The organism is Pseudomonas sp. NPDC090208, assembly GCF_044746785.1.
GTDB lineage: Bacteria > Pseudomonadota > Gammaproteobacteria > Pseudomonadales > Pseudomonadaceae > Aquipseudomonas.
Genome location: NZ_JBIVCU010000001.1, coordinates 134,291 through 158,917 on the forward strand (window position 1 = coordinate 134,291; position 24,627 = coordinate 158,917).

Below are 24,627 nucleotides of genomic sequence, written 5' to 3' on the forward strand. Positions count from 1 at the left end.
CTGGGTCAAGGCTTGCCGACCCAGCCGCCGGCCGGTGCGGCAAAGCGCCAGACAATCGGGCGTTTTTCACCGTCGGCACGGGCACCGAAATTGTTGTCGATGCCGACCCAGGCGCCGCTGTCGTCGACGATCAGCGCTTCGGTCAGGCCGTATTTCTGGTCGTACAGCCGATTGGGCTGCAACGCCTCTTTGGCGAACGACCAACAGGTTTCCAGCTCGCCGGTTTCCAGGCTGCGGCGGCAAATGCGATAGGCCGCGCGCTCCAGGCTGAACAGCTTGCCCTTGTACAGCGAGATATCGGAAAAGTCCTTGGCCACGGATTTGCCGCCCAGTTGTGGCGGCAGAATGTCGTTGCCGGACTCGACCCGCAGAATGCAGCTGCCATCGCAGTCCCAGCCATCCTGCCCCAGGCGTACGCTGAGCAGACCGCGCTTTTCACGCTCGGCCGCCAGCCATAGCTGATCGCCGGCCGGGCTGATGGCAATGCCTTCGAAAATCGCGTTGAAGTGCTGCAACATGCCAGCGGACTGAGCTTCCTGAACCACCTTCTGTGGCAGTTCCAGCCAGCTTGGCGCACCATTGACCGGGACTTTCAGCACCGTCGCATAGGCTTCGCTGACCAGATAACGATTGCCGGCGGCGTCGCAGGTCACCCCCTCGAAATCCAGATCACCGCCGCGCACCAGCGCCGAAGCCTTGGCCATGCCGCGCAGGGTCGAAGACAGGCCGCTGTCGGGAATCGGCGGAATCTCCAGCACCTGGGCGCGGGCCTTCCACGTCGTCGCCGAAGTGTCGAGGCTGTACAGCAGCGTGTCGTCGCGGTCGGACACCGTCCACAGCACGCCATTGCACGACGCCAGACCCGACAGGTTGCCGCCGACCATGTCGTCGACCGCATGCTCGGACAGCAGCTTCAGCTCTGGCAGCGGTGCTGCGAAAGCGGGGGTGGCAATCAGCAGCAGCGCTGCGAGCCAGCCTCGCATCAAACCAGCACCTCGGCCAGGTTGCCCTTGGATTCCAGCCAGGTCTTGCGGTCGCCCGCGCGCTTCTTGGCCAGCAGCATGTCCATGACCTCGGACGTCGCTTCGAAATCTTCCAGGGTCAGCTGGACCAGGCGACGGGTGTTCGGGTCCATGGTGGTTTCACGCAGCTGCGGCGGGTTCATCTCGCCCAGACCCTTGAATCGCGTGACCTGCGGCTTGCCGCGTTTCTTCTCGGCCACCAGCCGGTCGAGAATGCCGTCGCGCTCTGCCTCATCCAGGGCGTAGTAGATGTCCTTGCCCAGGTCGATGCGATACAGCGGCGGCATGGCGACGTAAACGTGACCTGCCTCTACCAGCGGACGGAAATGCTGGACGAACAGCGCGCAAAGCAACGTGGCGATGTGCAGACCGTCCGAGTCGGCGTCGGCAAGGATGCAGATCTTGCCGTAGCGCAGTTGGCTCATGTCTGCAGCGCCCGGATCGACACCGATGGCCACGGCGATGTTGTGCACTTCCTGGCTGGCGAGCACTTCGCCGCCGTCGACTTCCCAAGTGTTGAGGATCTTGCCGCGCAACGGCAGGATGGCCTGGAACTCCTTGTCCCGCGCCTGCTTGGCCGAACCACCGGCGGAATCACCTTCGACCAGAAACAGCTCGGCGCGCATCGGGTCCTGCCCTGCGCAGTCGGCCAGCTTGCCCGGCAACGCAGGGCCCTGGGTGATGCGCTTGCGCTCGACCTTTTTGCTCGCCTTGAGACGACGGCCGGCGTTGCTGATCGCCAGCTCGGCCAGTTGCATGCCCATTTCCGGATGCGCGTTGAGCCACAGGCTGAACGCGTCCTTGACCACGCCGGAGACAAACGCCGCCGCCTCGCGGGACGACAGACGCTCCTTGGTCTGGCCGGAGAACTGTGGTTCCTGCATCTTCATCGACAGTACGAAAGCGATGCGCTCCCAGACGTCTTCCGGCGCCAGCTTCACGCCGCGCGGCAGCAGGTTGCGGAACTCGCAGAACTCACGCATGGCGTCGAGCAGGCCCTGACGCAGGCCGTTGACGTGGGTGCCGCCCTGGGCGGTCGGGATCAGGTTGACGTAACTTTCCTGAACGCTCTCGCCACCTTCGGGCAGCCACAGCAGCGCCCAGTCCACGGCTTCCTTGTTACCGGCAAAGGCACCGCAGAACGGCTCCTCCGGCAGACGCAGGAAGTCGTTGACCGAATCCTGCAGGTACGAGCGCAGACCGTCTTCGTAATGCCACTCGACCTTCTCGCCAGTGCCTTTGTCTTCAAAGCTGACGGTCAGGCCCGGGCACAACACCGCTTTGGCCTTGAGCACATGCTTGAGGCGGCTGACCGAGAATTTCGGGCTGTCGAAATATTTCGGATCCGGCGAGAAGTACACGCTGGTCCCGGTGTTGCGCTTGCCGACCGTGCCGACCACCGCCAGTTCGCTGGCCTTGAAGCCGTCGGCGAAGGTCATCTCGTATTCGTTGCCTTCGCGCTTGACCCGCACCCGTACCTGGGTCGACAGCGCGTTGACCACGGAGATACCCACACCGTGCAGGCCACCGGAGAACTGGTAGTTCTTGTTGGAAAACTTGCCGCCGGCGTGGAGCTTGGTGAGGATCAGCTCGACACCCGACACACCCTCTTCCGGGTGAATGTCCACCGGCATGCCGCGACCGTCGTCGGCCACTTCCAGCGAGTTGTCGGCGTGCAGGATCACCTGCACCGATTTGGCGTGGCCGGCCAGGGCTTCGTCGACGCTGTTGTCGATGACTTCCTGCGCCAGGTGGTTCGGCCGCGTGGTGTCGGTGTACATGCCCGGCCGTTTGCGGACCGGGTCGAGGCCCGAGAGGACTTCGATGGCGTCTGCGTTATAAGAGCTAGCGCTGGGATTGGCCATGGGGTCTCGTCGTCAAGTCGTTCATGAAATTGTGCAGTGACACTGTTCTACAGGTTTGTTGCATTACGCGCTTGGCTCACAGCACCGAAAGGTCGATGGCCTGGAGCAGTTCCGGCGCGAAACCGGCAAAACTCAGCAGCGCTGGCAGTTTTTCGGCAAAACCCTGGAAACCATGATCGCCGCCGGCCTCGATGCGCAATGCACAGGCGCGGTAGAAGGCTTGCGCGCGGCGATAATCCAGCGTCTCGTCGCCGGTCTGCAGCCACACCTGAATACGCTGCGGGTCCTGCGGGGCCGGCACTTCAAGCTCGGCCAACGCATCGACATGGTCGTGCGTCAGCTCCCAGCGTTCGCCGGTGTAGAGGTTTTCCTGGGTGCCGAGAAAGCCGTCGAACAGCTGATGCGGGTTCACCGCCGGGTTGATCAGCACAGCCTTGAGGCCATGGCGCTCAGCCAGATGAGTCGCATAGTAGCCGCCGAGCGAGCTGCCGACCAGTAATGGCCGCCCGCCCAACTCGTCGATGGCCGTCTCCAGCTGCGCGATGGCCTGGCGCGGATGGTGGTGCAATTCCGGCACGCGCAGTTGTTCGCTCAAACCCAGCGCCTGCATCAGCGCGGCCAACTGGGTGGCTTTTTTCGACATCGCCGAGCTGTTCAGGCCATGTATATAAAGAAGAGTCGAGTGATCCTGGTTCACGCTGCCGCCTCCGTAAGCCGCCAATCGATACATCTTCTGCAAGAGCCGGCTCCCACAGAGATAAAGCCACGCAGTCTACAGCGACCGTGGCGATAAGACTTGTGGTCGTGAACGATGGCGCAGCAACTAAGGAAATTTCCTTCAATATCCGTCGCCATTGAGGTCGACTTCGAACCGCCCTGCCTCGATCCGCGAGACACCGGTGTCGATCTGGCCGTCATCGTGCAGACGCAGCCAGCGATAACCCGGCGCCAGATTATCGAGTTTGAAGTCTTCGCTACCGGGCGCGAACTGAATGCAGGTTGACGGCGAAGCCATCAGGCGCAGGCCGTTTTGCGTCTGATCGAAGGCCTGATGCACATGCCCCCAGAGCAAGGCGCGGGCCTGTGGAAAGCGCTCCAACACGGCAAACAGCGCCTCGGGATTGCGCAGGCCGATGGGTTCCATCCACGCCGCACCGATCGGCACCGGGTGATGGTGAAGACAGACTAAATGATGCCGCTCCGGCGCCTCACTCAACGCCTGCGCCAACAACTGCAACTGCTTGTCTTCCAGATAGCCGGGCACCGAACCGGGCACCGCCGAATCGAGCATGGTGATACGCCAGCTGCCGACGTCGGTCACCGCATCGAGAAAATCGCTCTGCTGCGCAGCAATCGCCATCTCACGCAGCTCGTCATGATTGCCCGGCAACCAGCGCTTGGGCGCGTCGAGCCGGTCGCTCGCCTCGCGAAACGCCTGATACGACTCCACCGAACCGTCCTGAGACAAGTCACCGGTTGCCAGCACCAGATCGATCAGCGGCTGTTCGTCCAGCACCCGATCCACTACGGCATGCAGACTGTCACGGGTCGTCATGCCCAGCAGACGACCGTCCGCCTCGCCGAACAGATGACTGTCGGACAGTTGCACCACCAGAACGGAAGACGAAGGTAAGGATGCGCTCGGCAAAGGCCATCTCCTTGAGCAGATATGGCCGGATTATGGTGGTTGATTGTTTCAACGGCAAACCCGCAAAAGGGCCGCAGTTCTCATTTGCACGACATAGCCCCGGGGTTGAGGCTCACCTCACGCAGAACACAAGCAGCCGTAGCCGCCACGCGCTGCTTGTGCCCCCCTGTTTTCACGCCGCAATACTGGAATCGAGAACACCGCGTGTCGCTTTTGATTCTGCCCGGAGGGCGTAGGAGCGCGGCTTGTCCCGCGACCTGGCGCGAAGCGGCAGTAAACCCGGTGAATGCGGTGTTTCAGATAGATCGCGTGGGCAGGCTTTACGACGACTTCGTCGCCGGTCGCAGGACAAGCCAGCTCCTACGCCCTTCGGGCAGATGCGGTGCGTACCGCCATTGGAGGTCTGGTTTGCGAGATGAAAGCGAGAGGTCGCACGCTCAACGCACCACCTCAAACTCATGCCCGCACGCCAGGCAATGACTCAGCCACTCCCCGAGAAACAGGTTGAGCTGGGCCTTTTCATCCGGTTGATGCATGTGGGCATTCGGATACGGATAGATGCCGCGAAAGCGTCGGGCGTGTTCGGCGCCGATGACTTCGGCCATGCGGGCGTCGTGGTAGACCTGCACTTCCAGTACCGGCACCGGCAGCCACGGCAGGCTGTGTTCCTGGCGGACCAGCAGGGTGGAGGTGTACGGGCAGTTCTGCACGACTTCGATCGCCAGCACGCCCAGCATCTGATCGCCCTGGGTGACGGCCACCCGGCGGGCACGTTGTTCGTTGCGCATGTCAGGTAACAGACGCATCAAGCGCGCGTAGTTGGCCTCGCAGGCTGCCTGCAGCCCGGCAAGGTCGACACGATAGCGCTCGCGCAGAAGATTCACGACCACAGCCCCCTGATTTCGGCACGGTTCAGTGCCAGCCACTGTATTGCGATGATAGTTGCCGCGTTGACGATACGTCCGTCTTTCACGGCCTGAAAGGCATCGTCGAACGACCAGACCGACACACGGATGTCTTCGGCCTCTTCCTCCAGACCATGCAGCCCCCCTGCTCCCTCACTGTCGCACTTGCCCAGGTACAGATGAACGAATTCGTTACTGCCGCCGGGCGAAGGAAAGTACTTGGTGATCGGCCACAACGCGTTGAAGACAAGTCCAGCTTCCTCCTCTCCTTCGCGGTGAGCAACCTCCTCGGGCTGTTCTTTTTTATCGATCAGCCCGGCAACCATTTCGATCAGCCACGGGTTGTCATGCTTGCCCACGACGCCGACACGGAACTGCTCGATCAGCACCACTTCGTCGCGTTTGGCGTCGTACGGCAGTACACAGACAGCGTCGTGGCGAACGAACAGTTCGCGGCTGATTTCCGGGCCCATTCCACCGTTGAACAGCTCGTGACGCAAGTGCAGCCGGTCGAGTTGATAAAAACCCTTGAAGCAGGTTTCCCGCCGGATGATCTCGTGTCGGGTCGGAGTCGAACGGGTGGTATCGGTCATAAGGTTCTCACTGCGCAAGCGTGGCTGCTTTGCCGTCATCCTAACGTGCCGTCACGCCGGATGCAGCCCCTAAAGTCCGTCAAATCCAGCCGGCGGACTGGACGGCGGCGGGCGAAACGCACTCTAATCCGCCCAGCGGCGAACTGATGGCGCCGCGTGTAGTCGAAGCACGTTGCCATTGCGCTTACGCGATGGCCTTGTCTGCCAACGCCAAGGATCAACATGTCGTTTTTGAAGATCATTTCAATGGCCTGCCTGGCCCTGATACTGGGCGCCTGTCAAAGCCTGTTCCAGCCCAACTTTCGCAGTCCGCTGACCGTTCAGCGCGACGCGTCCGAGCTGATCAAGCCCGGCTGCACCACCGATGATTGCCCGCTGGTGAACATCGACACCGTGCACTTTCCGGATGAGCCGAAACTCGACGCCATCGTCCAGCGCACCCTGCTGCAATTGACCCGCAGCGACAGCGACGGCCCGGTGCCGGCGAGCCTGAAGGACTACCAGGAGCAGTTTCTGGCCCGCGCTCAGGCGCGTAACGCCAGTTATCTACAGGCCAAGGTACGCGAACAGCATGACGGAATCGTGGTGGTCGAGCTGTCCAGTTACCTGGACAGCGGCGGCGCTCACGGCAATCCCGGTCGTGCCTTCATCAACTATTCGCGCCAGCAGCAACGCGTGCTGACTCTGGCTGACATGCTGGTGCCGGGTCAGGAAGCGGCCTTCTGGGAGAAGGCGCAGCTGGCGCACCAGGCCTGGCTGGTCAGCACCAAGCTGGACAAGGACGCCGAGTTCCAGAAGACCTGGCCATTCAAGCGCACCTCCAACGTGGCGCTGACCTACGGCGCGGTGATCCTGAAATACCCGGTGGTGACCATCGCTCCGTACGCCATGGGCCATATCGAGCTGAAGATTCCTTATCCGCAGCTCAACGGCATCATCAAACCGGAACTGTTCCCCGGTCGGAGCTGATCGCTTTACCCAACACCAGTTGCAGCACGCCAGCGACGATCAGCGCTGGCAGTGTTGCCCCCACGTCCGGATACAGATTGGCCAGCAGGTGATAGGTGGAAATCCCGCCGAGCCAGGCCAGCAGGCTCATCCAGCGCAGCCCCACCGCCGTGCCGCCATGGCTGCGACGGCGCAGGACGAAGTGATCGACCAGCACCACGCCGAACAACGGCGCAAATACCGAGCCGATCAGCAACAGGAAGTTCTGGTACTGCGCCAGCGGCGCGAAGCAGGCGATCAGGGTGCAGATGACGCCCAGTGCCAGCGCCAGGTGCTCGACCTTGGCCTTCAGCAGAATGCCGCTGGACACCGCCGCCGAGTGGATGTCGGCAAAGGCGTTTTCTGACTCGTCGAGCAGGATCAGCAGCAATGGAATGCCCATGCCCGCCCCGGCCAGCGCCAGCAACAGCGCGTTGGCTTCACCGCTCGGCGCGAACGCCAGGGTGTAGGCCACGCCCAGGCTCATCAGCCAGAAATTGCCGATAAAGAAGCCCAGCACCGTGCCGCCGAACACGCCGGTGGCGCGCTTGCCGAAGCGTGAGTAGTCGGCGATCAGCGGCAGCCACGACAACGGCATGGCGATGGCGATGTCGAAACCGACGGCGAACGGCATCGAACCATCGCCGGCGCGAACCCACAGCGCGGGCAGATCAGCCTTGGCCAGCAGGTTCCAGGTCAGCCAGACGCAGGCGGCCAACAGCAACCAGATGCCCCACTTGCGCAGGATCTGGCGGACGAACGTCAGCGGCCCACTGACCGCAAGCAGTGTCGCTAACCCGCCGAACAGCAGGGTCCACAGCAATGGGCTGGCCCACAGGCTGTTTTCGGAAAAGGCGCCTGCACTCAGTAGCGTGGCGGCATCGCGCATGACGATGATTTCGAACGAGCCCCAGCCGACCAGTTGCAGCAGATTGAGCACCGCCGGCAGACCGGCACCTTTACTGCCCAGGCTGAGCTTGAGTGCAGCCATGGACGACAGGCCGGTGTCACTGCCGATGACACCGACCGCCGCCAGCAGCAGGACGCCGACCAGGGTGCCGAGAAAAATCGCCAGCATCGAGCCGGACAGGCCCAGCCCCGGCGCGAGCAAGGCGCCGGTCTGCAGGACCATCAGGCCGATGCCGAGGGAAAACCACAGGGAAAACAGATCGCGCCCGCCGAATACACGCCGGTCGGCGGGTACGGGGACGTCGGGGGAGTAGGTACCGGGTGTGTTCACGTTGTTGTCTCGGATGAACAATGACGCATTGATTTGTGGTGTTTGATCCATCGCTATCGCGAGCAAGCTCACTCCTACAGGAACGCGTGGTCCTGTAGGAGTGAGCTTGCTCGCGATAGGGTCGACGCGGTGTTCGTGACACACCGCATCAGTGTCAGACCTTTTTGTACAACTGACTGCCTTCCTGCCGGAACCGCTCGGCCTGCTCGCGCATGCCTTCGGCCACCGAGATATCCACCGCCTCGATCTTTTGGTTGGCCGCGTACTCGCGGACTTCCTGGGTGATCTTCATCGAGCAGAATTTCGGCCCGCACATGGAGCAGAAATGCGCGACCTTGGCCGAGTCCTTCGGCAGGGTTTCGTCGTGGAACGAGCGCGCGGTGTCCGGGTCAAGACCGAGGTTGAACTGGTCTTCCCAACGGAATTCGAAGCGCGCCTTGCTCAGGGCGTTGTCACGGATCTGCGCGCCCGGATGGCCCTTGGCAAGGTCCGCCGCATGGGCGGCGATCTTGTAGGTGATGATGCCGGTCTTGACGTCATCCTTGTTCGGCAGGCCCAAGTGCTCTTTCGGCGTCACGTAGCAAAGCATGGCGCAGCCGAACCAGCCGATCATCGCCGCACCGATGCCCGAGGTGATGTGGTCGTAACCCGGCGCAATGTCGGTGGTCAGTGGGCCAAGGGTGTAGAACGGCGCTTCGTCGCAGCATTCCAGCTGCTTGTCCATGTTCTCCTTGATCAACTGCATCGGCACGTGACCCGGGCCTTCGATCATGCACTGCACATCGTGTTTCCAGGCGATCTTGGTCAGCTCGCCGAGGGTTTCCAGCTCACCGAACTGCGCTTCGTCGTTGGCGTCGGCAATCGAGCCCGGACGCAGGCCGTCGCCCAGCGAGAAGCTGACGTCGTAGGCCTTCATGATTTCGCAGATTTCTTCGAAATGGGTGTAGAGGAAGTTTTCCTTGTGATGCGCCAGGCACCACTTGGCCATGATCGAACCGCCACGGCTGACGATGCCGGTGACGCGCTTGGCGGTCAGCGGCACATAGCGCAGCAGTACGCCGGCGTGGATGGTGAAGTAGTCGACGCCCTGCTCGGCCTGTTCGATCAGGGTGTCGCGGAACAGCTCCCAGGTCAGGTTCTCGGCAACGCCGCCGACCTTCTCCAGCGCCTGATAGATCGGCACGGTGCCGATCGGTACAGGCGAGTTGCGAATAATCCACTCGCGGGTTTCATGGATGTGCTTGCCGGTGGACAGGTCCATGACCGTGTCCGAACCCCAGCGGATGCCCCAGGTCAGCTTGGCCACTTCTTCTTCGATGGACGAACCCAGCGCGCTGTTGCCGATGTTGCCGTTGATCTTCACCAGGAAGTTGCGGCCGATGATCATCGGCTCCAGCTCGACGTGGTTGATGTTGGCCGGAATGATCGCGCGGCCACGGGCGATTTCCTCGCGGACGAACTCGGGGGTGATCTCTTTCGGAATGCTGGCGCCGAAGCTGTGTCCAGCGTGTTGCTGCTTGAGCAGGCCGGCGGCGCGGGCTTCCTGCAGCTTCATGTTCTCGCGGATGGCGACGTATTCCATCTCGGCGGTGATGATGCCCTGACGCGCATAGTGCATCTGGCTGACGTTGGCCCCGGCCTTGGCCCGACGCGGGTTGCGCACATGGGCGAAGCGCAGGCGAGTCAGCTCGGCATCGGCCAGGCGCTGCTGACCGAAATCCGAACTCAGACCGGCCAGACGCTCGGTGTCGCCACGGGATTCGATCCACGGCGAACGCACATCGGCCAGGCCTTTGCGCACGTCGATGATGACGTTGGGGTCGGTGTAGGGGCCCGAGGTGTCGTACACACAAACCGGGGCGTTGATCTCGCCACCGAAGTCGGTCGGCGTCACATCCAGGCTGATTTCGCGCATCGGCACGCGGATGTCCGGGCGCGAACCCTGAACGTAGATCTTCTGCGAACGGGTGAACGGTTGCACCGATCCCGAATCGACCTGGGCGGATTCACTCAGGTTGGCGTTTTTTAGTGTTGTACTCATCACGGGCTCTCCAGACATCATCCAGCGGCGGAATGCGTTGTCGGAGCGTGAGCCTGATTCGAACGGACGGATGCACCCATGGACGGATGCCGAGAATCGAAAACCGGAGACTGTTCAATAATTGAACAAAAGACGACCCCGGACGACACTCAAGAGGACTCGCCGGGAGACGAGAAATCTTGTTCCCTACGCAGGCGCTAACCTGATCAGGTTCAACGGGATCCGGATTATCCGATCTCAGCCTCACATCAAGGCACCCCGACAAGAACGGCGCCAGTCTAGTCGCCATCCGCAGCAAACGCCAAGCGCGGAATTCAAACGCTCGTTAAATGGCCGATATGTCCGATTGTTGTCGCGAACGTGCGGAACTACACTCGCTACGCGGCGCCAGAGCCATTCGGGCCGCGTTGGCGATCACGACTACTAGGGAATGTTTATGCTGCGCAAACTTTCACTGACCCTCGCGGTGTCATGCGCTTCAGGTGCGACGGTCTGGGCAGCGGACATGCCCTTGCCGACCCGTACCGGGCTGGTCAGCGTCTATCAGGAAGCGGTGAACAACAACGCCGATCTGGCCGCCGCCCGCGCCGAGTACGACGCGCAAAAGGAAATCGTGCCCCAGGCCCGCGCCGGGCTGCTGCCAAACATTTCCGGCGGTGCCGACGTCAACAACACCCGCACCAAGATCGACGAGCCGTCGGCGGTGATCAATCGCAGCGGCACTGTCTACCGCGCGACCCTGAGCCAGCCGATCTTCCGCGCCGACCGCTGGTTCCAGCTCAAGGCAGCCAAGGACGTCAACGAACAGGCCCTGCTGCAACTGTCGGCCACCGAGCAGAACCTGATCTTGCAGAGTGCTGTGGATTATTTTTCGGTGCTGCGCGCCCAGGACAACCTCGCCTCGACCAAGGCCGAAGAAGCGGCGTTCAAGCGCCAGCTCGATCAGGCCAACGAACGTTTCGACGTCGGCCTCTCGGACAAGACCGACGTGCTCCAGGCCCAGGCCAGCTACGACACCGCCCGTGCGGCACGGATCGTCGCCAAGCGCCAGGTCGACGACGCCTTTCAGGCGCTGGTGACCCTGACCAACCGCGATTACAACTCCATCGAAGGCATCGTCCACACGCTGCCGGTGCTGGCGCCGTCGCCCAACGACGCAAAATCCTGGGTCGACACCGCCTCGCAACAGAACCTCAATCTGCTGGCGAGCAACTATGCGGTCAGCGCCGCCGAACAGACCCTGCGCCAGCGCAAGGCCGGCCACGCACCGACCGTGGACGCGGTGGCTCAGTACGAAAAAGGCGATAACGATCCGCTGGGCTTCACCAACCCGAATTACACCGGGCGGGATTTCCACGGCAGCGTCGAGCAGCGCACCATCGGCCTGCAGGTCAACATCCCGATCTACAGCGGCGGCCTGACCAGCTCGCAGGTGCGTGAAGCCTACGCCCGCCTTGGTCAGACCGAGCAACAACGCGAAGGCCTGCGCCGTCAGGTGGTGGAAAACACCCGCAACCTGCACCGCGCGGTGAACACCGATGTCGAGCAGGTGCAGGCGCGCAAGCAATCGATCATCTCCAACCAGAGCGCGCTGGAAGCCACGGAAATCGGCTATCAGGTCGGTACCCGCAACATCGTCGACGTGCTCGATGCCCAGCGCCAGTTGTATGCCTCGGTGCGCGACTACAACAACACCCGCTATGACTACATCCTCGACAACCTGCGCTTGAAACAGGCTGCGGGCACCTTGAGCCCGGGGGATCTGCAGGATCTGTCGCGCTACCTCAAATCCGACTACAACCCGGACAAGGATTTCCTGCCGCCGGACCTGGCGAAAGAAGCCGCGAAGAATTTCGAGCGGCCGTCTGAACGGTAGGTGGGCCACTGATAGCGTAGTAGGGGCTGGTAACGCGTATTTCCGTAGGAGCCGGCTTGCTGGCGAACCGGTCTGCCAGCCGACATCGTCGTCACAGATCCATTGCATTCGCCAGCAAGCCGGCTCCCACAAGTCGAGGTGATTGAGCCAGATCGTCAGCGCAGCAAACTACCGATCCCGTCGAGCAGCTTCTGCAACGCACCCTGATTGGCTTTCATCACCGCCAACCCGGCATCGGCCATGCTTTTCGCCGCCTGTGGCTGGTCGATCAGGCGTTGCACCGTCGCTGCCAGCCCCGCAGCATCACTCACCTCCTCCAGCGCTCCGGCTTCGCGCAACATCGCCGCGATTTCGAGGAAGTTGAACAGGTGCGGGCCACTCAAGACCGGCTTGTCCAGCGCTGCAGGCTCCAGCAGGTTATGCCCGCCGTTGGGCACCAGACTGCCGCCGACAAAGGCGATGTCGGCCAGCGCATAGAGAAACAGCAGCTCGCCCATGGTGTCGCCGACCAGCACCGAGGTGTCCGCCGTCGCCGCCTCTCCCGTCGAACGGCGAACGCTGGCGAAACCCTGCTGCCGGCTCAACTCGAACACGCTGTTGAAACGCTCGGGATGGCGCGGTACCAGCATCAGCAGCGCGTCGGGATGGCTTTGTAGCAGGCTGCGGTGGGCCGCCAGCACCACCTCATCCTCACCGGCGTGGGTGCTGGCCGCGATCCATACCGGGCGCCCGCGGGTCTGCCACTGATCTCGCTGCTCGCTGGCACGTACCAGCAGCTGCGGGTCGATGGTCAGGTCGAACTTGATCGAACCGGTCACCTTCACGCGCTCAGGCCGTGCGCCCAGGTCACGGAAGCGCTGCGCTTCGGTTTCGGTCTGCACCGCGATCAGACTCATCTCTGCCAGCATCGGACGGGTCAAACCGGAAAAACGGGCATAGCCACGGGCCGAACGCGCCGACAGCCGGGCATTGGCCAGCACCGTCGGGATGCCTCGTTTGGCACATTGATGAATGTGGTTGGGCCACAGTTCGGTTTCCATGATCACGCCGATCTTCGGCTGGATATGATCGAGAAAGCGCCCCGCTGCCCAGGGAAAATCGTAGGGCAGATAGCAGTGCTGAATGCGCGGTTCGCTGGCAAACAGCGAGCGGATCCGCTCCGAGCCGGTCGGGGTCATGCAGGTGATGGTGATCGGCAGCTGTGGATAACGTTGCAGCAACGCGCGAATCATCGGCGCCGCAGCGATGCTTTCGCCCACGGAAACCGCATGGACCCAGATGCCACCACGCTCCATCGGCGGCAGGCCCATGGCGAAACGTTCGCCGACACGTTTGGCGTAAGCCGGCGCTTTTCGCGCGCGCAGCCACAGGCGCAGGGCGATCAGCGGCAGGCCGAGGTGAAACAGGACGGAGTAGAGAGTTCTATTCATGGGCGCGGAGTCTATCAGCCAATAGCCTTCAAATGACGGGTAAAACATTCGGCCAGCCAGCGCGCGGCCGGCCCCAGCGGCTCGTCGCGACGCCAGACCATTTCCACCACCAGCGCGGGCGGCGTCCACTCGCTGCTTAGCTCGATCATCTGGTTCTGATACGCCGGGTACTGCACCACGTGGCGCGGCAGCCAGGCCCAGCCCAGACCACGCATCAACAGCTCGGCCATGACGTAGAAACTGTCGGCGCGCCAGACCTGCGGACTCAACTGTTCGCCGCCGGGATAGCCACTTTGCTGCGGCGCGATCAGCAATTGCCGGTGCCGCGCCAGTTGCTGACGGGCCACATGGGGCTCGCTCGCCAGCGGATGATCGACCGCGCACACCGTAACCATTTCCACGCTGCCCAGCACCCGCCGCTCCAGCGCTTCGGGCATCTGCTCATGGTGAAACAACAAGCCGAGGTCAGCGCGTCGCTCCAGCAGCTTGCGCGCCACGTCGCCCTGTGCGCCGCTGGCCAGTTGCACTTCGACGCTGGGGAAACGCTCATCCAGCGCTTCCAGGCTGTCCAGCACCGGTTGATACGGCATGGCTTCATCGTGGGCCAGCCGCAGCCGGGCCTCCTGCCCGCGCATCAGCGCCAGCGCGCGACCGTCGAGACGCTCGCACTGGCGCAACAATTCCCGAGACTCTTCCAGCAACGCGGCGCCCGCCTCGGTCAGGCGCGGCTGACGTCCGCTGCTGCGGTCGAACAGGCTGACCCCGAGGTCGTCTTCGAGCGAGGCAATGGCGCTGCTGACCGCCGACTGCGCCCGTTTCGAACTGCGCGCCACTGCCGAAAACGAGCGTTGTTCGGCGACGCTGACAAACAGGCGAATCTGTTCCAGATTCCATTCCATCTTCCGACAACCTATCAGCCATTGAGATAGGTAATGACTTTACCCCATCTGCACAATCTCTAGAATCGCCAGCATTCAGAAGGAGTAACCGTCATGTCCGCCTACTATCTGCTCGCTATCGCCATCTGCGCCGAAGTCATCGCCACCGTGTCCATGAAAGCCGTGAAGGGCCTGAGCACTCCCCTGCCCCTGCTGCTGGTGATCGTCGGCTATGCCACGGCGTTCTGGATGCTGACGCTGGTGGTGCGCAGCATCCCGGTGGGCGTCGCCTACGCGGTGTGGGCCGGGATGGGCATCGTCATGGTCAGCGTTGCCGCGCTGATCATCTACGGCCAGAAACTCGACCTGCCCGCCATCGCCGGCATGGCGATGATCGTCGCCGGGGTGGTGGTGATCCAGCTGTTCTCGAAAACCGCCGGACATTAAGACGGCCATTGAAAAGCGCGTTCCCCTATAATGGCGGCATTCGTTCCGCCACTTAGGGGTGCCCATGCCTTCCGCTATTTCCACTGACGTACTGATTGTCGGCGCTGGTGTTGCCGGTCTCTGGCTCAACGCCCGCCTGCGCCGGCAAGGCTTTTCGACGATCGTGGTGGAAAGCGCCAGCCTCGGCGGCGGGCAGACCGTCAAATCCCAGGGCATCATCCACGGCGGCGCCAAATATGCACTGCACGGCGCGTTGTCCGGTGCTTCGGAAGCCATCGCCGACATGCCGCGTCGCTGGCGCGAAGCATTGGCCGGCAAAGGCGAATTGAACCTGTCCGGCGTGCGCCTGCTGTCCGAAGCCCATTACCTGTGGTCGCCGGGCACAATTGCCGGCAACCTCACCAGCTTTTTCGCCAGCAAGGCCGTGCGTGGCCGCGTCGATCAGGTCAAGGGCAGCGAACTGCCGCCAGCCCTGCAGGATCCGCGCTTCAAGGGCAAGGTCTACCGCCTTGCCGAACTGGTCATCGACGTGCCCAGCCTGATCGGGCAACTGGCCGAACTGGCCGGTGACAGCCTGCTGGCCGGCGAACATATCGAGCCACTGCACCACGAAGGCGAGCTGGTCGGCCTGCGGGTCGACGGCCGTGATATCCATGCCCAGCGCATCGTGCTCAGCGCCGGTGCCGGCAATGCCGACCTGCTCAAGGCGCTGAATGTCAGCCATCCAGCCATGCAGCGGCGCCCCCTGCACATGGTGATGCTCAAGGGCCCGGCGCTCAAACCGCTGTACGCCCACTGCCTGGGTGGCGGACCGAAACCGCGGATCACCGTGACCACGCACCCGGCGGCCGACGGCCAGTGGGTCTGGTATCTGGGCGGCGACATTTCCGAAGGTGACGCGGTTGCCCGCGAGCCGGCCGAGCAGATCGCCGTGGCGAAAAAGGAACTGGGCCAGTTGCTGCCCTGGATCGACCTCAGCCAGGCGCAGTTCGCCACATTGCGGGTTGATCGTGCCGAACCGCAACAGAGCGGCCTGACGCGCCCGGACAATGCTTTCCTCGATGTGCAGGGCCGCCTGATGGTCGGCTGGCCAACCAAGCTGGCGCTGGCGCCGGACTTTGCCGACCGCGTACTGGCGTCGCTGTCGCGGGACGACATTCACCCGATCCCGCAACCGGCCCGCACCGACCTGCCGCGTCCGCCGCTGGCGCAACCTGTCTGGGACGTGCTGCTGCCATGAAGACGCTGCACGATCTGCATCGCCCGCTGGGCAATCTGGGTATCGACGTGTCGCCGATTGGTCTGGGCACGGTAAAGCTGGGCCGCGACCAGGGCGTGAAGTACCCCAACGGCTTCACCATCCCCGACGATGACGAAGCGCGGATGCTGCTCAAGCTGGCCCGGGATCTGGGCATCAACCTGATCGACACCGCGCCGGCTTATGGCCGCAGCGAAGAACGCCTCGGCCCGCTGCTGCGCGGTCAGCGTCAGGACTGGGTGATCGTCAGCAAGGTCGGCGAAGAATTCGAAGCCGGTCAATCGAGCCACGACTTCAGCGCTGCCCACACGCGGCTGTCGGTGGAGCGCAGCCTGAAACGTCTGGAAACCGATTTCATCGACCTGGTGCTGGTACATTCCGACGGCAACGACCTGCATGTGCTCAATGACTGCGAGGTGTACCAGACCCTCGCGCAGCTCAAGGCCGAAGGCAAGATTCGCGGCTTCGGTTTCTCCGGCAAGACCGTCGAGGGTGGCCTGCTGGCGCTTGAGCAGGGTGATTGCGCGATGGTCACCTACAACCTCAACGAACAGGGCGAAAAGCCGGTCCTCGACTACGCTGCTTCCCACGGCAAAGGCATTCTGATCAAAAAGGCGCTGGCCAGCGGCCACGTCTGCCTGAGCCCCGGCGTCGATCCGGTGCAGGCCAGTTTCGAGCTGCTGTTCGCTCATCCGGGCGTGACCGGTGCGATCGTCGGAACGATCAATCCGCTGCATCTGTCCCACAACGTGGCCACTGCCGCTGCCGTGATCCGTCAGCGCGTCTGACGCGGGCGGCCGACCCCAACGCAAGAAGGAGCCGATATGCCGCGAACCCTGATCCGCAAGAACCCCAGCAACTTCAAGACCCTGCCCCTGTTCGTCGAAGCCACTCCCGACAGCCTGAGTTACCAGAGCGTCGGGATGCCGCTGAACTTCTCCCAGACCCTGTCCCGTCGGCGCAAGATCGAGGTGGAGAACAACGAGCGCTTTTCCGCCGAACTGGCCAACCTCGGCGTGTCGGTGCGGCTGACCCTGAACTGGCAGAATCGTGATTACTGGGTGCTGGTGCGGCAACGGCGGCAGGATCGCGGCGACGTGGTACTGAAGCTGATTTCCGGCTATGTCCCGGCCCATGAACTGAACCTGCCGCTGCACACGGCGATCCAGGAAGTGGCCGAGGAATGCCTGATCGAAACACCCCAGGGCTGGCTGGGCGGTCGTTTCAACGACACCTGGCTGCCGGCGCCCTATTCGGCGGCGCTGCATTACCGTGAAGCCATGCCCTTTCGCCTCAGCCCGCTGTCCGGCGCAGCCCGCCCGGTGCGTTGCGGCAACATGACCCTGATCGAACGGCCACGGGCGTACGTGCACCTGCCGACCGCTTCGCTGCAATTGATCTACGACATGCGTCTGGAGGTGCCGCGGGAAGCGCGTCCGCTGAGCCTGTTCCACGTCGACGAAACCCTGGAAAACGACCAGTTGGTGGCACGGCTCAACCGCAGCAAGCCGGACCTGTACCTGATGCCGCTGGAAAACGGTTCGCCCCTGCCGGAGCTGTATACGCTGAAGCGCGACAAGCTGACCCCGGCGGGCACCCGGGGGCTGTATCTGGCGGAGAGTTTCGCGGCCCAACAAGGCTGGGTGGTGCACGACGAGCGGATTCGCTGGAAGGACTGGTTGCTGCAACAAGGGCTGACCCCGCCGAAAGCCGGCAAGACCGGAATCAAACGCCGCCTGACCGTAGGCGCCAAACAGCTGCTGCGCATTGCGCGCAAGCGCTTGCAGAAGGCTTGAGGCTGTCGCCGGGATTCTGAACTGTAGGAGCCGGCTTGCTGGCGAACTCGCTGGATCAGTCAACACTGATGTCGATTGAAACTCCGCTTTCGCCAGCAAGCCGGCTCCTACAGGATTGTGCTGTGCAGGGTGCTACTGCTTGCGAATCTTCTCGACAATCGCCGTGGTCGAGCTGTTTGCCACCAGCCCCAGCACGCGTACTTCGCCGCCGTAGGCCTGGACGATCGGCGCGCCGACCACCTGCTCTACCGTGTAATCGCCGCCTTTGACCAGCACGTCCGGTTTGACGTGGGTCAGCAGGTTTTCCGGGGTGCCTTCAGGGAAGCTGATCACCCAGTCGACCGCGCCCAGACCGGCCAGTACTGCCATGCGTCGGTCGACGCTGTTGATCGGCCGACCCGGACCTTTCAGGCGACTCACCGAAGCGTCGTCGTTGACCGCGACGATCAGCCGGTCGCCTTGCGCCCGAGCCTGCTCCAGGTAGGTCACGTGGCCGGCGTGGAGGATGTCGAAGCAGCCGTTGGTGAACACGATTTTCTCGTTGTGCGCACGGGCATCTTCAACCGCCAGCATCAGTTGCTCCAGCGCCAGCACACCACGCTCGGAACCTTCGGCACGCTGAATGGCGCGGCGCAGTTCCGGCGCGCTGATCGCCGCTGTACCCAGTTTGCCGACCACGATACCGGCCGCCAGGTTAGCCAGGGCCACGGCATGGGGCAGTTCTTCACCCGCTGCCAGCGCCGCCGCCAGCGTGGAAATCACCGTGTCACCGGCACCGGTGACATCGAACACTTCACGGGCACGGGCCGGCAGGTGCAGCGCGTGCTGATCGGGGCGCAGCAGGGTCATGCCATGCTCGCCACGAGTGACCAGCAGCGCACCCAGCTCCAGATCGGCCATCAACTTGCCGCCCTTGGCGACCAGCTCGGCCTCATCAGCACAATGGCCGACGATGGCTTCGAATTCACTGAGGTTCGGCGTGATCAGGCTGGCGCCGCGATAGATGGCGAAGTCCTTGCCCTTGGGGTCGGCCAGCACCGGAATGCCGCGGTCGCGGGCGGTCTTGATCAGCACCTGATGGTTTTTCAGCGCGCCCTTGCCGTAATCGGACAGCACCAGCACCTTGACGCCGTCCAGCATCGAGTCGACGTCTTCACTCAGGGACAAGGCATCGGTGGCGAACGGCTCTTCGAAGTCGATACGCAGCAGTTGCTGGTGGCGGCTCATGACGCGCAGTTTGACGATGGTCGGCTGATGGGCAATGCGCTGGAAGCGCGCGGTCACGCCTGCGGCAGCCAGACTGTTGCTCAGGCTTTCGGCGGCTTCGTCCTCGCCGGTCACACCGACCAGCGATGCTTTTGCGCCCAGCGCGGCGATGTTCAGTGCCACGTTGGCGGCACCGCCCGGACGGTCTTCGATCTGGTCGACCTTGACCACCGGCACCGGGGCCTCAGGCGAAATCCGTGAGGTACCGCCATGCCAATAGCGGTCGAGCATGACATCGCCCACCACCAGAACTGGTGCCTGATCGAAACGCGGCATGGACAACTTCATCGAAAAACCCGTAACCAAGAATGAACAAGGCCGGAATCTTAGCACAGGGTTCTGAAAGGCTTGATGCTCTAAGGAAAAACCAGTTTCAAAGGATTTCACCATTCTCCTGTAGGAGCTGGCTTGTCCTGCGAGCGGCTGCGAAGCAGTCGTAAAATCAGCAAACGCGGTGTGTCAGTAAAATACGGTTGCCAGGTTTTACGACGGGTGCCCCGCCGCTCGCAGGGCAAGCCAGCTCCTACAGGCCGGGGTCGGGTATCGGTTTCCGGTCAAACAGCCCCGACCGGCGCTGGCTCGTCCAGGCCCATGGCGTGCAGACGGGAATAGAAGCCGTTCTGCGCCAGCAGCTCGGCGTGGGTGCCACGCTCGACAATGCGTCCCTGATCCATGACCAGAATCAGGTCGGCCTTCTCGATGGTCGACAGCCGGTGGGCGATGACCAGCGTGGTGCGGCCCTTCATGACGTGATCCAGTGCCGCCTGGATGTGCCGCTCGGATTCGGTGTCCAGCGCCGAGGTGGCTTCGTCGAGAATCAGCAGCGGCGCATTCTTCAGCAGCGCACGGGCAATCGCCAGACGCTGGCGCTGACCGCCGGACAACAGCACGCCGTTTTCGCCGACCTGGGTGTCGAAGCCTTCCGGCAACTGTTCGACGAACTCCTTGGCGTAGGCATCGGCCGCAGCCGCCTCGATGTCGGCACGTGGCGCACCGGCCAGATCGCCATAGGCGATGTTGTTGGCAACGCTGTCGTTGAACAGGGTGACGTTCTGGTTCACCTGAGCAACGTGCCGGCGCAGGTTACGCAGGCGATATTCCTCGATTTCGACGCCATCGAGCAGAATCTGCCCGCTCGTGTGATGGTAGAAACGCGGGATTAGGTTGGCCAGCGTCGACTTGCCGCTGCCGGAACGACCGACCAGCGCGATCATCTGCCCCGGCTCTGCCGAGAAGCTGATGTCGTTGAGCACCTGACGCTCGGTTTCCGGGTAGGTGAAGCTCAGGTTGCGCACTTCGAGGCGACCACTGACGCGCTCTTTCTCGACGGTGCCAGTGTCGACTTCCGGCTCGACGTCCAGCTGTTCGAAGATACTTTCCGCGCCAGCCACACCCTTCTGAATGGTCGAGCTGACTTCGGACAGCTGACGGATCGGCTTGGGCAGCAGGCCGGCCGCAGTGATGTAGGCGACCAGATCACCGGCCGTCGCATCGCCACGCAGGAACAGCACGAGGAACATCAGCACCGCCATGGCGGTGTAGATCACCAGTTGCAGCATCGGCGTGTAGACCGCGCCGGTCTTGGTCATGCGCAGCTGCTTGTCGGTGTTGCTGGTACTGGCCCGGGCGAAGCGATCTTCTTCGTACTTCTCGCCGCCGAAGCTGCGCACCACGCGGTAGTTCTGAATGGTTTCCGAAGCGACGTGGGTCACGTCGCCCATCGCCACCTGGATTTTCTTGCTCTGCTTGCGGAATTTCTTGCTGGCGTTGCCCACCATGAAACCGATCAGCGGCAGGATCGCCAGCATGACGATGGTCAGTTTCCAGTTCATCCACACCAGATAACCGAACAGGAAAACGATGGTCAGGCCTTCACGGATCACCACTTTGATCGCGTCGGTCGCAGCGCCGGTGACCATGGTCACGTTGAAGGTGATCCGCGAGATCAGATGGCCCGAGTTGTGGGTATCGAAATAGCGGTTGGGCAGTACCAGCAGCTTGTTGAACAGCTCGACCCGCAGGTCGTGGACCAGCCCGAGGGAAACCTTGGCCAGGAAATAGTTGCCCAGGTACGAACCCAGCCCCTGCCACGCGGCGATCAGCACGATCAGCAGCGGCACGGCCTGCAGCAATTGCAGATCGCGCAGGTAAGGCACGTCAGGAAACAGCACGGCCTCGGGGTTGGTCAGACCGTCGACGAAGTACTTGAGGATGCCGGCCAGCATGGGCTGGGTCGAGGCGAAAATGACGAACCCGACGATGCTGAGCAGAAAGATACCCACGTAGGGTTTCACGTAGTTCAGCAGTCGGAAATAGATTTTCAGGCTGGAAGATTCGCGGTTCTCTGGCGTGCTCATGGTCATCGATACGATAAAAAGAGCCCGAATACTATCACACGCCCGGGCATTGGGCCTCAGGCCGCCAGCTGGGGTATCATGGCCGCCATTTTCGAAGGAGCCCGCATGCGCGCACTTGCCTACTCTGACTACCAAGCCCTACGCAGAGATGCCGAAGTCCTAGAAGCGGACGTCTTCGGCGACAAGGTGCTACGCCTGACCGATGGCAACTTCATGAAGCTGTTCCGGCGCAAGCGCCTGATCTCTTCGGCAGCCTTTTTCCCCTACGCCAAACGCTTTGCCAACAACGCGCAGATGCTGCGCAAGCGTGGCATTCCATGCCCCGAAGTGCTGGCGACCTACCGCGTTGGCGACATTGCCCGCGACGTGGTGCACTACCAGCCGCTGCCCGGCCTGACCCTGCGCCAACTGATCGCCGAACCGGCGCAGTTTCAGGATGCGGACTTGCTCAGGAAGTTCGGCCGTTTCGTGGCAGAACTGCACAACCAGGGCATCTACTTCCGCTCGCTGCACCTGGGCAACGTGGTGATGACGCCGGAGAACGAACTCGGCCTGATCGACATCGCCGACATGAAAACCCTGCGCCGCCCGCTGCGCAAAAGCCTGTGTCTGCGCAACTTCCAGCACATGCGTCGCTACAAGCACGACCATGCCTGGCTGCTGCAGGAGAACGGGGATCTGTTTTTCGACAGTTACATCGCCCACAGCCAGCATCGCTGGCAGCGCCAGACACTCCAGGAGCATCTGGCGGCGAACGGCAAAGCCTGACGGCTAGTTGACGACCTGCTGTCTTTTCTCGGACTTACCCAGACACAGGGACAGCACGAACGGCATCCAGACGATCATCCACATGGCGCGTGCGCGGCCAAAGACGGTGAACACGTCGAACTGCACGGCCACCGTGGCGAAAATCCAGACCATCAGGATGGCCATGCCCAGGCTTTCGTCGCGATGGCGCCACGCACGGTAACCCAGCCACAACCACAGCCAGATCCACAGCGCAGTGAAGATCACGCCGTACTGCACGGCCGTGTCGAGAATCAGGTTGTGGCAGTGACCGAATACAATGCCAAGCGCCGACACTTCATAGTCGCTGCTCAGGCCGATCCCCAGCCAGGGGCGTTGCTGAATCAGCGCCAGCGCACCTTTCATCAATTCGAGGCGCTCTGAATCGCCACGGAACAGAATCGTCGGCTCGATAGCCACCAGCGTCACCCCTGCCAGCAATACCAGCACAGCCAGGGTGCGATAGAAACGCCCGCCGCCCAGCAGCGAGACCACCGCAGCCACGGCCGCCATCGACACGATGGCTCCGCGACTGCCGGTCATGACCACGAAAATCACCGAACACGTCTGGATCAGCGCCCAGACGATGCGCCCGCGCAGGCCTTGCGGCCACCAGGTGCAACTGAGCACCACCAGCCCTGCGATGGTGTAGGCCGCCGGGTTGGGGTTGTCCATGAAACCGCCGAAACCGTACATGCGGTCGATCCCGCGCAGCGGATAGGCGATGAGACAGGCCAGCGAATACAGCCCCGCCAGACCGCCCCAGAGAATCATCATGCTCTGCAGCTGGCGGTTGAACGTACGCCCCCAGACGATCCAGCCGAGGATCAGCATCAGGAAGAACAGCTCGCGCTTGATGATGGTCAGGTAGCGCTCGGCGTCATGGCTCCAGCTCAGCGACACCAGCGACCAGAGAAACAGCAGCAGAAACAGCCACAACTCGCGCCGGTTCAGCACCGTGTAACGAAACTCGTGGAAATGGCGCACCAGCAAATAGAGGCATGGCAAGTAGACGAACGCGGTCAGCAGCCAGCTGTAGAACTTCATGGTCGGGGTCAGCATCACCCCGGCGACGCTCCAGAACAGGCCGAACGCCAGCAACACACCAAACACGCCCAGGTGACCGGACACTCCCCGCACCTGCTCGACGCTCAGCGCGATGATTCTGTCGAAACCCCGCTGACCCTGAATAAGCTGACTCACTGCGCACCCTTTGGCTTGCCATGTTTGAAAACGAAGTGCCTGAAGCGCTTCCACGTCACGCGGTTCCAGCGGTGGACCGGAATGCTGGCGAACAGGCTGCGGGCAAATGGCTTGTCGATCACCACCGATTCTTTCAGCGCTTTGTTAATGATTGCCAAGCGCCCCGACTCATAAGCCGGATTATCGATATAGGCTTCGATGACTTTCAGGTCGTACGTGAGCTGACTCTTGTAGGCCGTCTTGGAAATATTGGTTTCGTGCCGCCGGTACAGGGTCACGTTGTCGGGCAGGATATCGACCTGATAACCAGCCTCGGCAATGCGCAGGGTCATCTGGAAGTCCTGCACCTTGATCGACGGATCATAACCGCCCACCTTGTCGATCGCTTCGCGCCGGTACATGGCGACCGGTGCGCCGACGGCATAGGCGTCGGCCAATAGCTGATCGAAACTCAGGCGCCGGACCGGGCCACCGGTGGTCTTCTTGTGCTTCAGGGGCTTGCCGGCGGAATCAATGTAGATCACCTTGGCGCCCAGCAGGCCGACTTCCGGATGCTCCTGCATGTACGCCACCTGACGGCGCAGGCGACCGGCCAGCATCACGTCATCGGAGTCATGGGTGATCACGAATTCGCCGCGCGCGTGGCTCAGGGCATTGTTGAGCGCGGCGCTGACGCCCTGGTTTTCCTGTTGATAGAACTGAAAGCCGTGGAGCTGCCGCAGTGCTTCGATGCGTTCGGCGCTGCTGTCGGTCGAACCATCGTTGACGACGATCACTTCGAAGTTGTCGTAGTCTTGGCTGAGGATGCTCTTCAGGCATTCCTCGATGTAGTGCTCATGGTTGAAACACGGCACCAGAACCGAAACTAAAGGCCAGCTCATATTCACACCCGATCCCTGGCATCTTCTGGTTGTACCGTCAGGAGCCAGATTCGCGCTGGCTCACCGTAAATATCGCAACAGCCGGGCATTGAAAAGGCAGGCATGGTGTCATCGACTATTGAATGGATGCCGCTATCTTCGGCGCGCA

21 protein-coding genes and 1 riboswitch are annotated in these 24,627 nt (G+C 62.4%); of the genes, 7 read left to right on the forward strand and 14 right to left on the reverse strand.

Annotated elements, in window-relative coordinates:
• Positions 1–5 precede the first annotated feature (5 nt).
• From ACIPL0_RS00605 to ACIPL0_RS00630, 6 genes are all read right to left on the reverse strand, one after another.
• Positions 6–983 (reverse strand): esterase-like activity of phytase family protein, encoded by a 978-nt coding sequence (locus ACIPL0_RS00605; RefSeq protein WP_400594901.1) that lies wholly within the window; start codon positions 981–983, stop codon positions 6–8.
• Complete coding sequence (gene parE, locus ACIPL0_RS00610) at positions 983–2,887, reverse strand: DNA topoisomerase IV subunit B (RefSeq protein WP_400594898.1); 1,905 nt, start codon at positions 2,885–2,887, stop codon at positions 983–985. Before parE ends, ACIPL0_RS00605 begins: the two co-directional genes overlap by 1 nt.
• Before the next feature lie 76 nt (positions 2,888–2,963).
• The gene (locus ACIPL0_RS00615; protein WP_400595195.1) at positions 2,964–3,530 is read right to left on the reverse strand and encodes a YqiA/YcfP family alpha/beta fold hydrolase; all 567 of its coding nucleotides are present in this window, start codon (positions 3,528–3,530) and stop codon (positions 2,964–2,966) included.
• Positions 3,531–3,725: 195 nt separating this feature from the next.
• A complete protein-coding gene (cpdA, locus tag ACIPL0_RS00620) occupies positions 3,726–4,535 on the reverse strand; it encodes a 3',5'-cyclic-AMP phosphodiesterase (RefSeq protein ID WP_400594895.1) in 810 nt (269 codons plus the stop codon).
• A gap of 437 nt (positions 4,536–4,972) precedes the next feature.
• Positions 4,973–5,425, reverse strand: a complete 453-nt coding sequence (locus ACIPL0_RS00625) for a DUF1249 domain-containing protein (protein ID WP_400594893.1) — start codon at positions 5,423–5,425, stop codon at positions 4,973–4,975.
• Entirely contained in the window at positions 5,416–6,033 is a 618-nt protein-coding gene (locus tag ACIPL0_RS00630) for an NUDIX domain-containing protein (protein ID WP_400594891.1), read from the reverse strand. The genes ACIPL0_RS00625 and ACIPL0_RS00630 overlap by 10 nt, the downstream gene beginning before the upstream one ends.
• Before the next feature lie 222 nt (positions 6,034–6,255).
• On the opposite strand from ACIPL0_RS00630, the gene ACIPL0_RS00635 reads away from it, so the two are divergent.
• Positions 6,256–7,002 carry an RsiV family protein gene (locus ACIPL0_RS00635; RefSeq protein WP_400594889.1) on the forward strand — a complete coding sequence of 249 codons (747 nt, stop codon included), beginning with the start codon at positions 6,256–6,258 and terminating at the stop codon, positions 7,000–7,002.
• On the opposite strand, the gene cytX is transcribed toward ACIPL0_RS00635, so the two are convergent.
• Both cytX and thiC read right to left on the reverse strand, forming a co-directional pair.
• Complete coding sequence (gene cytX / locus ACIPL0_RS00640) at positions 6,971–8,260, reverse strand: putative hydroxymethylpyrimidine transporter CytX (RefSeq protein ID WP_400594886.1); 1,290 nt, start codon at positions 8,258–8,260, stop codon at positions 6,971–6,973. The genes ACIPL0_RS00635 and cytX overlap by 32 nt on opposite strands.
• Positions 8,261–8,414: 154 nt before the next feature.
• On the reverse strand, positions 8,415–10,301 hold the full coding sequence (gene thiC / locus ACIPL0_RS00645; protein ID WP_400594883.1) for a phosphomethylpyrimidine synthase ThiC: 1,887 nt from the start codon (positions 10,299–10,301) through the stop codon (positions 8,415–8,417).
• A 166-nt stretch (positions 10,302–10,467) separates the two neighbouring features.
• Positions 10,468–10,572: riboswitch (TPP riboswitch) on the reverse strand.
• A 165-nt stretch (positions 10,573–10,737) separates the two neighbouring features.
• On the opposite strand from thiC, the gene ACIPL0_RS00650 reads away from it, so the two are divergent.
• Positions 10,738–12,177 (forward strand): TolC family outer membrane protein, encoded by a 1,440-nt coding sequence (locus ACIPL0_RS00650; protein ID WP_400594880.1) that lies wholly within the window; start codon positions 10,738–10,740, stop codon positions 12,175–12,177.
• A gap of 155 nt (positions 12,178–12,332) precedes the next feature.
• Here ACIPL0_RS00650 and waaA read toward each other — a convergent pair whose 3' ends face one another.
• Positions 12,333–13,607 (reverse strand): lipid IV(A) 3-deoxy-D-manno-octulosonic acid transferase, encoded by a 1,275-nt coding sequence (gene waaA, locus ACIPL0_RS00655; RefSeq protein WP_400594877.1) that lies wholly within the window; start codon positions 13,605–13,607, stop codon positions 12,333–12,335.
• Between the two features lie 14 nt (positions 13,608–13,621).
• A complete protein-coding gene (locus tag ACIPL0_RS00660) occupies positions 13,622–14,506 on the reverse strand; it encodes a LysR family transcriptional regulator (protein WP_400594874.1) in 885 nt (294 codons plus the stop codon).
• A 93-nt stretch (positions 14,507–14,599) separates the two neighbouring features.
• On the opposite strand from ACIPL0_RS00660, the gene ACIPL0_RS00665 reads away from it, so the two are divergent.
• The 4 genes from ACIPL0_RS00665 to ACIPL0_RS00680 all read left to right on the forward strand — a co-directional run bounded on the left by ACIPL0_RS00665 (position 14,600) and on the right by ACIPL0_RS00680 (position 17,986).
• A complete protein-coding gene (locus ACIPL0_RS00665) occupies positions 14,600–14,932 on the forward strand; it encodes a DMT family transporter (protein WP_400594871.1) in 333 nt (110 codons plus the stop codon).
• Positions 14,933–14,996: 64 nt separating this feature from the next.
• Positions 14,997–16,172, forward strand: a complete 1,176-nt coding sequence (locus ACIPL0_RS00670; RefSeq protein WP_400594868.1) for an NAD(P)/FAD-dependent oxidoreductase — start codon at positions 14,997–14,999, stop codon at positions 16,170–16,172.
• A complete protein-coding gene (locus tag ACIPL0_RS00675; RefSeq protein WP_400594865.1) occupies positions 16,169–16,978 on the forward strand; it encodes an aldo/keto reductase in 810 nt (269 codons plus the stop codon). Before ACIPL0_RS00670 ends, ACIPL0_RS00675 begins: the two co-directional genes overlap by 4 nt.
• 36 nt (positions 16,979–17,014) lie before the next feature.
• Entirely contained in the window at positions 17,015–17,986 is a 972-nt protein-coding gene (locus tag ACIPL0_RS00680; protein ID WP_400594862.1) for a metal ABC transporter ATPase, read from the forward strand.
• 132 nt (positions 17,987–18,118) lie between these two features.
• On the opposite strand, the gene hldE is transcribed toward ACIPL0_RS00680, so the two are convergent.
• Together hldE and msbA are read right to left on the reverse strand one after the other, a co-directional pair.
• Positions 18,119–19,540, reverse strand: a complete 1,422-nt coding sequence (hldE, locus tag ACIPL0_RS00685; protein ID WP_400594859.1) for a bifunctional D-glycero-beta-D-manno-heptose-7-phosphate kinase/D-glycero-beta-D-manno-heptose 1-phosphate adenylyltransferase HldE — start codon at positions 19,538–19,540, stop codon at positions 18,119–18,121.
• 266 nt (positions 19,541–19,806) lie between these two features.
• Entirely contained in the window at positions 19,807–21,609 is a 1,803-nt protein-coding gene (gene msbA / locus ACIPL0_RS00690; RefSeq protein WP_400594856.1) for a lipid A export permease/ATP-binding protein MsbA, read from the reverse strand.
• A 105-nt stretch (positions 21,610–21,714) separates the two neighbouring features.
• Here msbA and ACIPL0_RS00695 point away from each other — a divergent pair, with 105 nt between their 5' ends.
• A complete protein-coding gene (locus ACIPL0_RS00695; RefSeq protein WP_400594853.1) occupies positions 21,715–22,377 on the forward strand; it encodes a toluene tolerance protein in 663 nt (220 codons plus the stop codon).
• A 3-nt stretch (positions 22,378–22,380) separates the two neighbouring features.
• On the opposite strand, the gene ACIPL0_RS00700 is transcribed toward ACIPL0_RS00695, so the two are convergent.
• Both ACIPL0_RS00700 and ACIPL0_RS00705 read right to left on the reverse strand, forming a co-directional pair.
• Complete coding sequence (locus ACIPL0_RS00700; RefSeq protein ID WP_400594850.1) at positions 22,381–23,598, reverse strand: O-antigen ligase family protein; 1,218 nt, start codon at positions 23,596–23,598, stop codon at positions 22,381–22,383.
• Positions 23,595–24,479 carry a glycosyltransferase family 2 protein gene (locus tag ACIPL0_RS00705; protein WP_400594847.1) on the reverse strand — a complete coding sequence of 295 codons (885 nt, stop codon included), beginning with the start codon at positions 24,477–24,479 and terminating at the stop codon, positions 23,595–23,597. The genes ACIPL0_RS00700 and ACIPL0_RS00705 overlap by 4 nt, the downstream gene beginning before the upstream one ends.
• Positions 24,480–24,627 lie beyond the last annotated feature (148 nt).

Coding starts and splice junctions, on each gene's coding strand:
- ACIPL0_RS00605 (WP_400594901.1), bottom strand. CDS start 983: ATGCGAGGCTGGCTCGCAGCGCTGCTGCTGATTGCCACCCCCGCTTTC.
- parE (WP_400594898.1), bottom strand. CDS start 2,887: ATGGCCAATCCCAGCGCTAGCTCTTATAACGCAGACGCCATCGAAGTC.
- ACIPL0_RS00615 (WP_400595195.1), bottom strand. CDS start 3,530: ATGTCGAAAAAAGCCACCCAGTTGGCCGCGCTGATGCAGGCGCTGGGT.
- ACIPL0_RS00630 (WP_400594891.1), bottom strand. CDS start 6,033: ATGACCGATACCACCCGTTCGACTCCGACCCGACACGAGATCATCCGG.
- ACIPL0_RS00635 (WP_400594889.1), top strand. CDS start 6,256: ATGTCGTTTTTGAAGATCATTTCAATGGCCTGCCTGGCCCTGATACTG.
- thiC (WP_400594883.1), bottom strand. CDS start 10,301: ATGAGTACAACACTAAAAAACGCCAACCTGAGTGAATCCGCCCAGGTC.
- ACIPL0_RS00650 (WP_400594880.1), top strand. CDS start 10,738: ATGCTGCGCAAACTTTCACTGACCCTCGCGGTGTCATGCGCTTCAGGT.
- waaA (WP_400594877.1), bottom strand. CDS start 13,607: ATGAATAGAACTCTCTACTCCGTCCTGTTTCACCTCGGCCTGCCGCTG.
- ACIPL0_RS00660 (WP_400594874.1), bottom strand. CDS start 14,506: ATGGAATGGAATCTGGAACAGATTCGCCTGTTTGTCAGCGTCGCCGAA.
- ACIPL0_RS00665 (WP_400594871.1), top strand. CDS start 14,600: ATGTCCGCCTACTATCTGCTCGCTATCGCCATCTGCGCCGAAGTCATC.
- ACIPL0_RS00670 (WP_400594868.1), top strand. CDS start 14,997: ATGCCTTCCGCTATTTCCACTGACGTACTGATTGTCGGCGCTGGTGTT.
- ACIPL0_RS00675 (WP_400594865.1), top strand. CDS start 16,169: ATGAAGACGCTGCACGATCTGCATCGCCCGCTGGGCAATCTGGGTATC.
- ACIPL0_RS00680 (WP_400594862.1), top strand. CDS start 17,015: ATGCCGCGAACCCTGATCCGCAAGAACCCCAGCAACTTCAAGACCCTG.
- hldE (WP_400594859.1), bottom strand. CDS start 19,540: ATGAAGTTGTCCATGCCGCGTTTCGATCAGGCACCAGTTCTGGTGGTG.
- msbA (WP_400594856.1), bottom strand. CDS start 21,609: ATGAGCACGCCAGAGAACCGCGAATCTTCCAGCCTGAAAATCTATTTC.
- ACIPL0_RS00695 (WP_400594853.1), top strand. CDS start 21,715: ATGCGCGCACTTGCCTACTCTGACTACCAAGCCCTACGCAGAGATGCC.
- ACIPL0_RS00705 (WP_400594847.1), bottom strand. CDS start 24,479: ATGAGCTGGCCTTTAGTTTCGGTTCTGGTGCCGTGTTTCAACCATGAG.